Source organism: Corynebacterium argentoratense, from assembly GCF_021491455.1.
In the GTDB taxonomy this organism is placed as follows: Bacteria; Actinomycetota; Actinomycetes; order Mycobacteriales; family Mycobacteriaceae; genus Corynebacterium; species Corynebacterium argentoratense_A.
Window position 1 is genome coordinate 116,501 of record NZ_JAKETN010000003.1, and the last position, 15,215, is coordinate 131,715.

General features: G+C 59.0%; 12 protein-coding genes and 1 riboswitch. Of the genes, 10 read left to right on the top strand and 2 right to left on the bottom strand.

The window, feature by feature from the left end; translation table 11 throughout:
• Positions 1-30 precede the first annotated feature (30 nt).
• The 7 genes from L1C91_RS04910 to fusA all read left to right on the top strand — a co-directional run bounded on the left by L1C91_RS04910 (position 31) and on the right by fusA (position 10,289).
• Positions 31-4,020: a DNA-directed RNA polymerase subunit beta' gene (locus tag L1C91_RS04910; protein ID WP_234858290.1), complete on the top strand. Its 3,990-nt coding sequence runs from the start codon at positions 31-33 to the stop codon at positions 4,018-4,020.
• A 489-nt stretch (positions 4,021-4,509) separates the two neighbouring features.
• Positions 4,510-6,321, top strand: coding sequence for a gamma-glutamyltransferase family protein (locus L1C91_RS04915; RefSeq protein WP_234858291.1), 1,812 nt, complete (start codon positions 4,510-4,512; stop codon positions 6,319-6,321).
• Between the two features lie 55 nt (positions 6,322-6,376).
• The gene (locus tag L1C91_RS04920; RefSeq protein ID WP_234858292.1) at positions 6,377-6,535 is read left to right on the top strand and encodes a hypothetical protein; all 159 of its coding nucleotides are present in this window, start codon (positions 6,377-6,379) and stop codon (positions 6,533-6,535) included.
• Between the two features lie 144 nt (positions 6,536-6,679).
• Complete coding sequence (locus L1C91_RS04925) at positions 6,680-6,946, top strand: Fic family protein (protein WP_268836433.1); 267 nt, start codon at positions 6,680-6,682, stop codon at positions 6,944-6,946.
• A gap of 336 nt (positions 6,947-7,282) precedes the next feature.
• Entirely contained in the window at positions 7,283-7,654 is a 372-nt protein-coding gene (rpsL, locus tag L1C91_RS04930; protein WP_020975560.1) for a 30S ribosomal protein S12, read from the top strand.
• Positions 7,655-7,657: 3 nt separating this feature from the next.
• Positions 7,658-8,125: a 30S ribosomal protein S7 gene (gene rpsG, locus L1C91_RS04935; RefSeq protein WP_020975561.1), complete on the top strand. Its 468-nt coding sequence runs from the start codon at positions 7,658-7,660 to the stop codon at positions 8,123-8,125.
• 34 nt (positions 8,126-8,159) lie between these two features.
• Positions 8,160-10,289, top strand: coding sequence for an elongation factor G (gene fusA / locus L1C91_RS04940; RefSeq protein ID WP_234858294.1), 2,130 nt, complete (start codon positions 8,160-8,162; stop codon positions 10,287-10,289).
• 97 nt (positions 10,290-10,386) lie between these two features.
• On the opposite strand, the gene L1C91_RS04945 is transcribed toward fusA, so the two are convergent.
• Together L1C91_RS04945 and L1C91_RS04950 are read right to left on the bottom strand one after the other, a co-directional pair.
• Positions 10,387-11,397, bottom strand: coding sequence for an ABC transporter substrate-binding protein (locus L1C91_RS04945; RefSeq protein ID WP_234858295.1), 1,011 nt, complete (start codon positions 11,395-11,397; stop codon positions 10,387-10,389).
• A gap of 6 nt (positions 11,398-11,403) precedes the next feature.
• On the bottom strand, positions 11,404-12,201 hold the full coding sequence (locus L1C91_RS04950; RefSeq protein ID WP_234858296.1) for an ABC transporter permease: 798 nt from the start codon (positions 12,199-12,201) through the stop codon (positions 11,404-11,406).
• Positions 12,202-12,337: 136 nt separating this feature from the next.
• Positions 12,338-12,462: riboswitch (FMN riboswitch) on the bottom strand.
• A gap of 328 nt (positions 12,463-12,790) precedes the next feature.
• On the opposite strand from L1C91_RS04950, the gene tuf reads away from it, so the two are divergent.
• From tuf to rpsJ, 3 genes are all read left to right on the top strand, one after another.
• Complete coding sequence (gene tuf, locus L1C91_RS04955; RefSeq protein WP_234858297.1) at positions 12,791-13,984, top strand: elongation factor Tu; 1,194 nt, start codon at positions 12,791-12,793, stop codon at positions 13,982-13,984.
• A 91-nt stretch (positions 13,985-14,075) separates the two neighbouring features.
• Positions 14,076-14,387: a hypothetical protein gene (locus L1C91_RS04960; RefSeq protein ID WP_234858298.1), complete on the top strand. Its 312-nt coding sequence runs from the start codon at positions 14,076-14,078 to the stop codon at positions 14,385-14,387.
• Between the two features lie 491 nt (positions 14,388-14,878).
• A complete protein-coding gene (rpsJ, locus tag L1C91_RS04965) occupies positions 14,879-15,184 on the top strand; it encodes a 30S ribosomal protein S10 (RefSeq protein WP_003854291.1) in 306 nt (101 codons plus the stop codon).
• Positions 15,185-15,215: the final 31 nt, after the last annotated feature.

Below are 15,215 nucleotides of genomic sequence, written 5' to 3' on the forward strand. Positions count from 1 at the left end.
GGGAATCAGCCCGGGAGGAAAGGGAGTTACGTGCTCGACGTCAACTACTTCGACGAGCTCCGCATTGGGCTCGCAACAGCCGACGACATCCGTCGTTGGTCCAAGGGCGAGGTCAAGAAGCCGGAGACCATCAACTACCGAACCCTCAAGCCGGAGAAGGACGGCCTCTTCTGTGAGCGCATCTTCGGCCCCACCCGCGACTGGGAATGTGCCTGTGGCAAATACAAGCGCGTTCGCTACAAGGGCATCATCTGTGAACGCTGTGGTGTAGAAGTCACCAAGTCCAAGGTGCGCCGTGAGCGCATGGGCCACATTGAGCTTGCTGCTCCCGTGACCCACATCTGGTACTTCAAGGGTGTTCCCTCACGCCTCGGCTACCTGCTCGACCTTGCTCCCAAGGAACTCGAGCGCATCATCTACTTCGCTGCGAACATCATCACCAGCGTTGACGATGAAGCACGCCACAACGACCTGTCCACCCTCGAAGCAGAAATGCTCCTCGAGAAGAAGGACGTTGAAGCCGACGCAGAATCCGACATCGCCGACCGCGCAGCAAAGCTCGAAGCCGACCTGGCAGAGCTCGAAGCAGCCGGCGCAAAGGCCGACGCACGTCGCAAGGTGCAAAACGCCGCAGAGAAGGAAATGACCCACATCCGCGAACGCGCGGAACGTGAAGTCGCCCGACTCGAAGAAATCTGGCAGACCTTCGTCAAGCTTGCCCCCAAGCAGATGATCGTCGACGAGTCCATCTACACCGAACTCGTTGACCGCTACGAGGATTACTTCACCGGCGGCATGGGTGCAGAAGCCATCCAAACCCTCATCCGCAACTTCGACCTCGACGCAGAGGCCGAAGAACTGCGCACCATCATCAACGAGGGCAAAGGCCAGAAGAAGATGCGCGCACTCAAGCGCCTCAAGGTCGTCGCAGCGTTCCAGCGCTCCGGCAATGACCCTGCAGGCATGGTGCTCGACTGCATTCCGGTCATCCCCCCGGAGCTTCGCCCCATGGTGCAGCTCGACGGTGGCCGCTTCGCAACCTCTGACCTCAACGACCTCTACCGTCGCGTCATCAACCGCAACAACCGCTTGAAGCGCATGATCGACCTCGGTGCCCCCGAGATCATCGTGAACAACGAAAAGCGCATGCTGCAGGAATCCGTTGACGCCCTGTTCGACAACGGCCGTCGCGGTCGCCCCGTCACAGGCCCCGGTAACCGTCCGCTGAAGTCCCTGAGCGACCTGCTCAAGGGTAAGCAGGGCCGCTTCCGCCAGAACCTACTCGGTAAGCGCGTCGACTACTCCGGTCGTTCCGTTATTATCGTCGGCCCCCAGCTGCGCCTCCACGAATGTGGTCTGCCGAAGCTGATGGCTCTCGAGCTCTTCAAGCCCTTCGTCATGAAGCGCCTCGTCGAGCACGAATACGCACAGAACATCAAGTCCGCAAAGCGCATGGTGGAACGCCAGCGCCCCGAGGTGTGGGACGTCCTCGAAGAGGCCATCTCCCAGCACCCCGTGATGCTGAACCGTGCGCCCACCCTGCACCGCCTTGGTATCCAGGCCTTCGAGCCCGTGCTCGTCGAAGGAAAAGCCATCCAGCTGCACCCCCTGGCCTGTGAAGCGTTCAACGCCGACTTCGACGGTGACCAGATGGCAGTCCACCTGCCTCTGAGCGCCGAAGCCCAGGCAGAGGCCCGCATCCTCATGCTCGCCTCCAACAACATCCTGTCCCCGGCCTCCGGTAAGCCACTGGCAATGCCGCGCCTGGACATGGTGACCGGCCTGTACTTCCTCACCCTCGAAAAGGGACGCGACGAATTCGGTGGCCAAGGTGCATACACCCCCGCTACCGAAGACGCTCCAGCTACCGGTGTGTACTCCTCCGTCGCCGAAGCCATCATGGCTTACGACCGCGGTGTACTGGGCCTTCAAGCCCCGATCAAGGTGCGTATCTCGCACCTGCGTCCCCCGGCAGACATCGAAGCAGAGCAGTTCCCCGACGGCTGGAACAAGGGCGACACCTGGTTGGCAAACACCACCCTGGGTCGCGTGAAGTTCAACGAGCTCCTTCCGTGGAACTACCCCTACCTTGAGGGCGTCATGGTCCGCAAGGGCGGCGGCACCGACAAGATCATGCTCGGCGACGTCATTAACCATCTCGCTGCACGCTACCCGATGATCACCGTGGCACAGACCATGGACAAGATGAAGGACGCCGGCTTCTACTGGGCAACCCGTTCCGGCGTCACCATCACCATGTCTGACGTGCTCGTTTTGCCGAACAAGGACGAAATCCTCGACCGCTACGAAGCCGAAGCCCGCGAGATCGAGCGTAAGTACTGGCAGCAGGGTGCACTCACCCCGCGCGAGCGCTACGACCGCCTCGTCGAACTGTGGAAGGACGCTACCGACACCGTCGGTAAGGCAGTCGAAGACCTGTACCCCGACGACAACCCGATCCCCATGATCGTGAAGTCCGGTGCCGCAGGTAACATGCGTCAGATCTGGACCCTGGCCGGCATGAAGGGCATGGTCGTGAACTCCAAGGGTGAATACATCACCCGACCGATCAAGACCTCCTTCCGTGAAGGCCTCACCGTGCTCGAGTACTTCAACAACTCCCACGGTTCCCGTAAGGGCCTGGCCGACACCGCTCTGCGTACCGCAGACTCCGGCTACCTCACCCGTCGTCTCGTCGACGTCGCACAGGACGTCATCGTCCGCGAAGAAGACTGCGCGACCCGCCAGGGCATCAAACTGCCCGTCGCTGTTGCCAACGGTGACGGCACCTTCCACCGCCACAGCCTGGTTGAAACCTCCGTCCTCGGCCGCGTCCTCGCAGCCGACGCCATCGGCGCAAACGGCGAGGTTGTTCTGCCCGCAGGCACCGAGCTTGGCGAACTGGATGTCGACGCACTCGTCAAGGGCGGCGTCGAGGAAGCCAAGCTGCGCTCCGTACTCACCTGCCAGACACCCACCGGTGTCTGCGCCAAGTGCTACGGCAAGTCCATGGCCTCCGGCAAGCAGGTCGACATCGGCGAAGCCGTCGGTATCGTCGCTGCACAGTCCATTGGTGAGCCCGGTACCCAGCTGACAATGCGTACCTTCCACCAAGGTGGTGTCGGTGGCGACATTACCGGTGGTCTGCCGCGTGTCCAGGAACTGTTCGAAGCCCGCGTTCCCAAGAACAAGGCCCCGATCGCTTCCGTCGCCGGCACCATCAAGCTGGAAGACGAAGGCAACTTCTACACCCTCACCATCACCCCGGACGACGACGGCGACGATGTGGTCTACGAGAAGCTGTCCAAGCGTCAAGGCCTAGCCATGATCAAGGTCCCGATGGAGTCCAACCCCGGAGCCTTCATCGAGCGCACCCTCCAAGACGGCGACCACGTCACCGTCGGCGAGCGTCTGCTCCGTGGCCCCGCCGACCCGCACGACGTCCTTGAAATCCTGGGCCGTCGCGGCGTCGAACAGCACCTCATTGACGAAGTGCAGGCCGTCTACCGTGCACAGGGTGTGGCCATCCACGACAAGCACATCGAAATCATCATTCGACAGATGCTGCGTCGCGGAACCGTCATCGAATCCGGCTCCACCGAATTCCTCCCCGGCACCCTCGTGGACCTGTCCGAAGCGAAGATGGCAAACAAGGAAGCAGTGCAGTCCGGCGGCCAGCCCGCAGAGCTGCGCTCCGAGATCATGGGTATCACCAAGGCCTCGCTTGCAACCGAGTCCTGGCTGTCGGCGGCCTCCTTCCAGGAGACCACCCGTGTCCTCACCGACGCTGCCATCAACAAGCGCTCCGACAAGCTGATCGGCCTGAAGGAAAACGTGATCATCGGTAAGCTGATCCCGGCTGGTACCGGTATCGCCCGCTACCGCAACATCCAGGTCAAGCCGACCGAGGCCGCACGCAATGCTGCGTACTCGATCCCGACCTACGGTGACAGCATCTACGGCGACGACACCTTCGGTGACTTCACCGGCGCTGCCGTTCCGCTGGATGACTTCAGCTAGGCAGTAGCATTGTCCGGTCGATGATCGGATAAGCGAAGCGCCCTCACGAATTTTCGTGAGGGCGTTTTCGTCTCTGTCCTGGGTCAGGCAAAGTACAAAAAACCCGCAGATTTGCCACCACAGAAACCGCGACCTGCGGAAACCCAAGTGGAAAAGGCAAATCTGCCGGTTTTTTGTACCCCAACCGACCATGGCAGCATTTCGTCGCTAATAAACAGTGCGATCTCTTCCTCGGTGGCTCCTTTAGCGCGGAAAGTGTCGGCTAGCTCTCAGTTTTTTCAGATCGTAGATCTCGTGGCCTGGTGTGCATTTGCTGCTGTGGATCGGCATCCCAATAACGAGTTTGCTTGGGGCTGGTACGACGAATATCTATCCGTGCGGGATCCTCGCGGCGCGCCCCGTGAAATGGTGCCGACTTTTAAACGGTCACGCAAGAAGACCGGAGATTGATGCGTGGCGAATCGGGCCCTCGCCAGTAACCTAGAGGGCATGAATCAGCCGCACCTCGACTTGCACACCAGCCCCGAGATTTACACCGGCTACCGGGTAGGTTTGCAGGATGTCCAGGTGCCCCGGGGCAATGGCATGGTGATGACGGCGAATCAGTACGCCACCGACGCCGCCGCCCGCATCCTGGAGTTGGGCGGCTCTGCGGCCGATGCTGCGATCACCGCGCAACTGGTGCTTGGTCTGGTGGAGCCGCAGTCCTCCGGCTTGGGTGGCGGGCTGTACGCCACCGTCCACAATTCCACTGGCCCGACGGTGTTGAATTATGCGATCGATGGCCGCGAGGTCGGACCGCTTGCCCTGAATGATCCCGCCGTCATGCTGGACTTGTGTACTGGCGATCCGCGCGGCCGCATGGTGTCCGCCGGCGTACCCGGGGTGGTTTCGGCGTTGGCATTGCTTCACGCGCGCGAGGGTGTGCTGGCGTGGCACGTCCTGTTTGAGGAGCCAATCCGCCTGGCGGAGGAGGGCTTTAAGGTCAGCGATCGCCTCGCCCGCTCGGTCGCGCACTTCGCCGATGGGCTTAAAAGTAATGACGCCGCGTTCGCCTATCTGTTTCCAGGTGGGATGCCGGTGGCAGAGGGGGATGAACTGCGCAACCCGGAGTATGCCCAGACTTTGCGCGAGCTCGCTGGGCTGGAATCGATGAATGCGGTTCGGACGTTCTATAGTGGCCGCTTGGCCTGCAAGATCGCTATGGCAACCGGCGGGCATATCAGTTTGGCGTCGCTGCAAAGCTACCGGGCAACTGCGGGCGAGGCACTGGCATACGAGTACCAATCGGGAGGTGCGGACGGTGCGACTTACCGGATGCTGTCCCCGGGCTGTTCTGCCGCGGGCGCGTCAACAATTTTTGCGACGCTTGAAACTCTACGTGGGCATGTTCCGTCGCTGCCGATTGACGCGGACGGGGTGCACCTCATCGCGGAGGCCGAGCGCCTGGCTTACGCCGATCGCGACGCCATCATGGGCGGCTGGCTGTGGTTGTCCGAGCAGGAGCAGCTGTTCGACAGTGGCTACATCGCGCGCCGCCGCCAGCTTATTTCGGATCGCCCCGCCGAACTCGCACTCCCAGGTGATCCGCTCGGAACGAGGGCTGCGCAGGTCACGCCCCACCAGGACGAGCACGGAACGACGCACTTTCAGATTGTTGACGCCGCGGGCCGCGCCGTCGCAGTGACCTCCAGCGTGGAGGCGGCGTTCGGAAACTTCCACATGGTGGGCGGCTTCTTCCTGAACAACCAGCTCAGTGACTTCACCCGCGCGCTCGCCCCGGAGCTGCGCAAGCGGCTGCAGGATGCTGTAGATGCGCAGAACGTGGAGTTGGCCACCGACATCGCCGAGGCGCACCCTAACTATCCGGCGGCGGGGCGTCGGCCGCGCTCCTCGATGGCGCCGATGATGGTTTTCGGGGAGCACAAACGCCCCGTGGCTGTCCTCGGCTCGCCAGGTGGGGGAGTGATCATTCAATACATGGTCAAGGCACTGCTAGCGCTATTCGAGTGGGGCTTAAGCCCCCAGCAGGCCTGCAACATGGGCAACTTCGGTGCGTTCAATAACGGCCAGACATGGCTCGGGAAAGACACGATCCACCCTGCGTCGAACGCGGCGTCATTAATGGAGGAGATGGAGACGCGCCGGGCGCAACTGGCGCGCGAACTCGAGCAGCGCGGGCACATTGTTGCCGACTATCCACTGGCCAGCGGCCTGGCGATTCTGCAACGCACAGACGACGGCGGCTGGCTGGCAGGTGTAGACCCACGCAGGGAAGGCGCGATCAAGGTAGTGCCCTAGCGCTGCACAGATGCAGCGGGTACTTTTGTGTGAACTAGTAGAAAGGACAGGGCTCATGGGTAATGCAGCCAGGGCACATGACAGCGACCTCGACCAGGCTCTGCGCACGCCGCTCGAAGTAGTCAAACAAGGTACCGAGCGTGAAATGCCGTATTTAGACGCTTTTGATGAGGTGTACGAGCGCTATAAGGACGTTTTCAAGCGGCTCGCATAGCTTGAACATCGGAGTGAGTTATGCATAGTGCGGATGAACAATTTCTGATCAGTCTTGAAGAAGTCGAACAGCTGCATGACAGCGCTCTTGCTCGAGACGGGGGAATGCCAGGCCTAGCTGATAGGCCTGGATTACTAAGCGCGCTTGGGGGGCGCGTTCCGAACGTTTGGTGGGCACGAGCTGTACCCGACGATTCAGGATAAAGCAGCCAAAGTTAGCTTCGAAATCATTATGAGGCATCCCTTCAATGACGGGAACAAGCGCACAGGGCTTGGTGTTCTTGGTGCCATCCTGACGGCCCATGGGGAAAACTTCTTGCCGGATCCAGATGATCTCTATGACACCATCGTCGGTAGCGGAGCCAACGACTACCAGGCATTTGTTGATAAGGTCCGTGGATGGTGCGAGTGAATCATCGCGGTTGTCCCAGCTGGTGGCAACGACTACACTGATACAAGCCCTATATGTATATAAGGCGGGCAGTAGACATTTACCCAGGTAGGCCAGCGAAAGCGGCTGACTCGGTCACCTATGTCTACATTACTCAATTGAAAATTTCAGACCGGTTATAGACGCCACCCCACCCCTGAAACCTCAGGAAACAGTGAGGTGTCGGACACAGTAATCAACGCGACGTCATTAAATCAATGATGCTGCGCCAGGCACTCGTCGTAGCTCCAGCACCATAGCCTCGAAGGTACCCAGGTAGCTGCCTGCGGGGGCCGGTCATACAAGAAAGATGGTTCATTGCCTACTATTCAGCAGCTGGTCCGCAAGGGCCGCCACGATAAGACTGCCAAGGTGAAGACCGCAGCTCTGAAGGGTTCCCCTCAGCGCCGTGGCGTGTGCACCCGCGTGTACACCACCACCCCCAAGAAGCCGAACTCCGCGCTGCGTAAGGTCGCCCGTGTGCGCCTTTCCTCCGGCATCGAGGTTTCTGCATACATCCCCGGTGAGGGCCACAACCTCCAGGAGCACTCCATGGTGCTCGTTCGCGGCGGTCGTGTGAAGGACCTCCCCGGTGTTCGCTACAAGATCATCCGCGGCACCCTCGATACCCAGGGTGTCAAGGACCGCAAGCAGGCTCGTTCCCGCTACGGCGCAAAGAAGGAGAAGTAAACAATGCGTAAAGGTGCAGCTCCCAAGCGTCCCGTAGTTAAGGATCCGGTTTACGGTTCCGAAGTTGTCAGCCAGCTGGTGAACAAGGTTCTCCTGGACGGCAAGAAGTCCACCGCAGAGCGCATTGTGTACAACGCGCTGGAAATCTGCCGCGAGAAGACCGGCACCGATCCGGTCGGAACCCTGGAGAAGGCCCTGGGCAACATTAAGCCCGACCTTGAGGTTCGTTCCCGTCGTGTCGGTGGCGCCACCTACCAGGTGCCCGTCGAGGTTCGCCCCGGCCGTGCAAACACCCTTGCTCTCCGTTGGCTCGTGACCTTTACTCGCCAGCGTCGTGAGAACACCATGACCGAGCGTCTCGCCAACGAGATTCTTGACGCAGCAAACGGTCTCGGTGCTTCCGTCAAGCGTCGCGAAGACACCCACAAGATGGCTGAGGCCAACCGCGCCTTCGCTCACTACCGCTGGTAGTTAAAACTTTCAGCAACAAGAGTTAGGGAATAACGTGGCACAAGAAGTGCTTAAGGACCTCAATAAGGTCCGCAACATCGGCATCATGGCACACATCGATGCTGGTAAGACCACTGCAACAGAGCGTATTCTGTTCTACACCGGTATCAACCGCAAGGTTGGCGAAACCCACGACGGTGCTTCGACCACCGACTGGATGGAGCAGGAAAAAGAGCGCGGTATCACCATTACCTCCGCCGCTGTGACCTGTTTCTGGAACGGTAACCAGATCAACATCATCGACACCCCCGGCCACGTCGACTTCACCGTCGAGGTTGAGCGCTCCCTGCGCGTCCTCGACGGCGCCGTCGCAGTGTTCGACGGTAAAGAAGGTGTTGAGCCCCAGTCCGAGCAGGTCTGGCGCCAGGCTGCCAAGTACGACGTCCCCCGCATCTGCTTCGTCAACAAGATGGACAAGATGGGCGCGGACTTCTACTTCACCGTCCAGACCATCATCGACCGCCTCGGCGCAAAGCCGTTGGTCATGCAGCTGCCCATCGGCGCTGAAGATGACTTCGACGGTGTCGTCGACCTCATCCAGATGAAGGCCATCACCTGGCGCGGCAAGGTTGAGGTTGGCGCTGAAGCCACCATCGAAGAGATCCCCGCCGATCTCGCCGACAAGGCTGCAGAATACCGCGAGAAGCTCCTCGAAACCGTCGCAGAGTCCGACGAAGAGCTCATGGAAAAGTACTTCGGTGGCGAAGAGCTCACCGAAGAGGAGATCAAGACCGCCATCCGCAAGATGACCGTCGCCTCCGAAATCTACCCAGTGCTCTGTGGCTCCGCATACAAGAACAAGGGAATCCAGCCCCTGCTCGACGCAGTCATCGACTACCTGCCCTCCCCGCTGGACATCGGCGAGGTTCACGGCCACAAGGTCGGCGATGAAGCTGTCGACATGGTGCGCAAGCCCTCCGTCGACGAGCCCTTCTCCGCTCTCGCGTTCAAGATCGCAGCTCACCCGTTCTTCGGCAAGCTGACCTTCATTCGCGTTTACTCCGGCATCGTTGAGCCGGGCGCCCAGGTGGCTAACTCCACCAAGGGTAAGAAGGAGCGCATCGGCAAGCTGTTCCAGATGCACGCCAACAAGGAGAACCCTGTTGACGAAGCACGCGCAGGTAACATCTACGCATGCATCGGCCTCAAGGACACCACCACCGGCGACACCCTCTGTGACATCGCTAACCCGATCATCCTCGAGTCCATGGACTTCCCGGATCCGGTTATCGAGGTTGCCATCGAGCCTAAGACCAAGGCTGACCAGGAGAAGCTCTCCGTAGCTATCCAGAAGCTCGCCGAAGAGGACCCGACCTTCACTGTCAAGCTCGACGATGAGACCGGTCAGACCGTCATCGGCGGCATGGGTGAGCTTCACCTCGACGTCCTTGTTGACCGCATGAAGCGCGAATTCAAGGTCGAGGCAAACGTTGGTGCACCGCAGGTTGCATACCGCGAGACCATCAAGAAGCCCGTCGAGAAGCTCGAATACACCCACAAGAAGCAGACCGGTGGTTCCGGTCAGTTCGCGAAGGTCATCATCGCCCTCGAGCCCTACGCTCCCGAGGCAGAGACCCTCGAAGAAGGCGAATCCGCCATCTACAAGTTCGAAAACGCCGTCACCGGTGGCCGTATCCCCAAGGAATACATCCCCTCCGTCGACGCCGGTATTCAGGACGCAATGCAGTACGGCTACCTCGCTGGCTTCCCGCTGGTCAACATCAAGGCAACCGTCCTTGACGGTGCTTACCACGAAGTTGACTCCTCCGAAATGGCCTTCAAGCTCGCTGGTTCCATGGCCCTGAAGGAAGCCGTCGCAAAGGCAAAGCCCACCCTGCTTGAGCCCGTGATGGCCGTCGAAATCACCACCCCTGAGGAATACATGGGTGAAGTGATTGGTGACGTCAACTCCCGCCGTGGCCAGGTCCAGGCAATGGAAGACCGTGCCGGCGCCAAGCTGGTCAAGGCAAAGGTTCCGCTGTCTCAGATGTTCGGTTACGTCGGCGACCTGCGCTCCAAGACGCAGGGCCGCGCTAACTACTCCATGATCTTCGACTCCTACGCTGAGGTTCCCACCAACGTAGCAGCCGACATCATTGCTGAGCGCAACGGCACCACCGCCTAAAAGCACACGCTTTTAAGCGAACCAAAAAGGGTTGGCCCCCTCCTGAGACATCTCAGAAGGGGGCCAACCCTTTAGCTACACCAGCTATAAAAGCCGCTTAAGGGCAGTATTGGGTGCTGTACAAGTCACTACCATCGACCTGAATACCCTCAATACCAACTTCCTTCAAAACCTCAACCATCTTGCGCGCAGACTCTTCAGTCAACTCACCACACGTATCAGGCCCCGGCAGAAGCTTCGCAGTCGCATCCATCGTCGCCTCAGCCGCCTTCAACTGCTCTGGCTCACTCAGCTCCGGAATCAACTTCTTCGCAGCCTCAACACCAGCAGAAGGATCTGCCTTCAACTTCGCATACGCACCATAGAAACCAGCAACAACCTGCTTGACTGTCTCCGGGTGCTCAGAAGCAAACTTCTTAGTGGTGATCACACTGGCGCTACGCAAAGAATCATCAGCATTAACATCCAGATTGCGCACATCCATCCCGCGCAGCTCCATCTGCACGGCATCATTATTGATAAAGCCGACTACCGCATCCACCTTGTCACCGGCCAGAGCAGCCTGCTGTGTGTAGCCAATTTCCTGCACATCAATATCTTCGGGAGTCAACCCCGCATTGTGCAGGCCCACCAACAGCCCGTACCAGCCCTCGCCATAATGGCCGGCAATACCAACCTTCTTGCCCTTGAGATCAGCCATCGAATGAATATCTGAATCCGCCTTCACCGACACAGTCACCGGGAAGGTCTGGTAGTACGGCGACACCACCAACAACTCATCGCTGGCGGCCGTCGCAACCTCATCCGCACCAGCGACAACAAACTGCTCCCGGCCAGACAACAGCGCCGTAAACAGGCCCTCATTCTGCCCGTGGTGCCGCAGCGACACCCCATCACCCAAAGTCCCATCGGCGTCCGCCACATAAGCCGGCGCGAACTGAACATTCGGGATGTATGTCAAACCGATAGTGGCAGCCACCTGCTCACCTGATGACGTCGCGGGGGATCCGGAAGACGCGGCGTCATCACTGCTGCAAGCAACAACAGAACCAGCCAGGGCAACAAGTGCGACCGCCGCAACACCGCGGCGTATATTAAAAAAGTGCATGATTATCTACTTTCCTTGGGCGAGCGCACGCATGATCGGATTAGTGCGCTCGACGAGTGCGATTGTTTGAAAAGCAAGTGCAGCCATGAGGCACAACACCGTGACCGTCGCAAACAAACCAGTCATATCAGCCGCAGCCGACTGCAAAGACAGCCTGGAACCAAGGCCGGAACCACCCATCACAAACTCACCCACCACAGCGCCGATAACAGACAACGTCACCCCCGTGCGCAAACCAGCTAGCAAAGCAGGCAGCGCCAAAGGGGCCTCGATATGCCGCAGCAAACTCACGCCATGAGCGCCATCAAGCCGGGCAGCCTCGACAACATCGCGGGGCAGGGACTTCAAACCCAACACCGCAGTAACCAAGATGGGGAAGAAAACAATGAGGGAACACAAAACGGCAATGGCGAAAGTGCCATAACCGATCCAAATGACAAGCAACGGTGCAACAGCCACGGAGGGAATCGCTTGAGAAACGGCAATGATGGGGCCGAATGCTGCGTCGAGAACCCATGATTTGTAGATCACATATGCCAAAGGAAGAGCCGCAACAACCCCCAGCAAACACCCCAAGGATGCTTCAGTAACAGTGCGGCCAAACGCGTGCCAAAACAGAGGATTATGACTGTCTCGAACAAGCCGCGCGGCCACTGATACGGGGGAGGGCAGCAACGCTGGATTATGCAAGGCTGCGGCTGTGAGAAACCAGGCGACAAGCAAGACAGTGACGCCGCCGACCACCGCGAAGGCGCGGGCGGGATCACTTCTGCGGGAAACCCGGTTGATGCCGGTGCTTAGCATTGACTCCAACACTTTCTTTGGCACCGGGATGTGGGTACGCGAAACACACAACCCCACAAGGGCGCAGCGTTACAGCTGGCTACCCGCGCATGCCACGGTCGGCATGCGTGAGGGGTGGCTAGATGCCGCGTACTCGATCGTGCTCCTACCATCCGGACTTTAACCGTCGGCGCTGGAATTCCACCAGCTCAACCTCCCCGGGTGGGGAGGGTCGCGGACTGTAACCGCCGGTTCAGACTTTCACTGACCCCGGTGCACGACTGCACGAGGAAGATAATACGGGTGATCTAATTGCCACGCAACAAACAATGTGAATTAAACCCAGGGGGTTAATCGGCAGGTGGTGCGGTGGTTTGGTAGCTGGTAGAGTGCGGAAGCGTAGTGTTAGCGCACGTAGCTCAGACCTGCCAAGCAGCAACTGAGCGCCCAGGTTTGAGTTTTGCACGATGAACACCTAGGATTACGTAACTGGCACAAATCAAATCGCTACTTTTAAAGCGTTAGCCCTGGTGGGCTGGTGCCAAGTAGTAAACAACCACCAATGTGGCTGCGAGAGTCGTAGCCACCATGAAGTCCAGGAGGACATACAGTGGCAAAGGCGAAGTTCGAGCGTACAAAGCCGCACGTCAACATCGGTACCATTGGTCACGTCGACCACGGTAAGACCACCCTGACCGCAGCCATCACCAAGGTTCTGGCTGACGAGTACCCGGAGCTGAACCAGGCTTTCGCTTTCGACGCTATTGACAAGGCGCCGGAAGAGAAGGAGCGTGGTATCACGATTAACATCTCCCACGTCGAGTACCAGACCGAGAAGCGCCACTACGCTCACGTGGATGCCCCCGGCCACGCTGACTACATCAAGAACATGATCACCGGTGCTGCTCAGATGGACGGCGCGATCCTCGTGGTTGCCGCTACCGACGGCCCGATGCCTCAGACCCGTGAGCACGTTCTTCTTGCTCGCCAGGTTGGCGTTCCCTACATCCTCGTTGCTCTGAACAAGTGCGACTCCCCGGATGTTGACGACGAGATGATCGAGCTCGTCGAGATGGAAGTTCGCGAAATGCTTGCTGAGCAGGAGTACGACGAGGACGCTCCCATCGTTCAGGTTTCCGCACTGAAGGCTCTCGAGGGTGACCCCGAGTGGACCGCTAAGATCGTTGAGCTCATGAAGGCTTGCGACGAGAAGATTCCGGATCCGGAGCGCGAGACCGACAAGCCCTTCCTCATGCCCATCGAGGACATCTTCACCATTACCGGTCGCGGCACCGTCGTTACCGGTCGTGTTGAGCGCGGCAAGCTGAACGTCAACGACGAGGTCGAGATTCTCGGTATCCGCGAGAAGTCGATCAAGACCACCGTTACCGGTATCGAGATGTTCCGCAAGCTCCTCGACTACACCGAGGCTGGCGACAACTGTGGTCTGCTGCTCCGTGGTATCAAGCGTGAGGACGTCGAGCGCGGCCAGATCGTTGCTGCTCCCGGCGCATACACCCCCCACACCGAGTTCGAGGGCTCCGTCTACATCCTTTCCAAGGATGAGGGCGGCCGCCACACCCCGTTCTTCGACAACTACCGTCCCCAGTTCTACTTCCGCACCACCGACGTTACCGGTGTTGTGAAGCTTCCTGAGGGCACCGAGATGGTCATGCCTGGCGACAACGTCGACATGTCCGTCACCCTGATCCAGCCGGTCGCTATGGACGAGGGCCTCCGCTTCGCTATCCGCGAAGGTGGCCGCACCGTCGGCGCTGGCCGCGTCACCAAGATCATCAAGTAATAACTTTTACTTGCTGGCTTAAAACCCCAACTACCCCTCGAGGTAGTTGGGGTTTTCCCATGCCACAACCTACACTTTCGCTATCGAGCGTATGAAGGACTCCTACGTCACCGAGATGACCGGTAACTTCAAGAACGTTGGGTACACCACCATTCGCAATGAGCGCAAGTTCGAAACCAATGATGGCCACTCGATTTGGCACTACAACCAGTCTGACGCAGACGGCTACCACGGGCAGCACAACCAAAAGCTGACCATCGAGGGCCCTGACGGCTCCTTCGAAAAGGATATGTGGCCCGAGGGAACCAACTACCTGGACAACTTCATCATTGGTCTCCCGCACCTCAACTACTACGAGGGCTCTGCGACGATCGATAACCTTCGTCTCTACACCCGGGACTAGCAGTCTGACCGGACATCAATAAGATGTCAGCGGGCACCATTCATGGTGTCCGCTGGCTTTGTTGTTTGGTGGGGTCTACAAGCGCAAACAGCGCGAATATGTTTTTGCTCACAGTTGGCTATGAGGGTTGCAAGCGGGGTGGGTGACGTGCTTAAATACAAGGGTTGCTTTGACATAGGTGTGCTTTCTTCACTCCCGTGGCTTAGCAAACATGAACCACAACGCGTTGTTAAGACGCACGTGGAGCCCGTAAGGGCCCGGACAATGTGGCATGGCAAATAAACAGCGGCAGTAGGCAACAACCCCACGCATATTTGGGGGATGTAACCGGCTAGCAGACGTTTATTCCCATCTGCGTAGATCCGGTTCGTGAAACACAAAACTGGCGTTGCGCCCGGCACATCCGGACAACGTTATAGAGATACTAAAAGCAATTCCCACCGCTCCTTCGTGCGCGAATGTAGATGTGGGACCAAAGGAAGAGGACAAGCGTGGCGGGACAAAAAATCCGCATTAGGCTCAAGGCCTACGACCACGAAGCGATCGACGCCTCTGCGCGCAAGATCGTTGAAACCGTCACCCGCACGGGTGCACGCGTCGTTGGCCCGGTGCCGCTGCCGACCGAGAAGAACGTTTACGCCGTTATTCGTTCTCCGCACAAGTACAAGGACTCTCGCGAGCACTTCGAGATGCGCACTCACAAGCGCCTGATCGATATCCTCGACCCGACGCCCAAGACTGTCGACGCTCTTATGCGCATCGACCTTCCGGCCAGCGTCGACGTGAATATTCAGTGATCGACGTAAGTATTGGCATCGGAGAATAAAT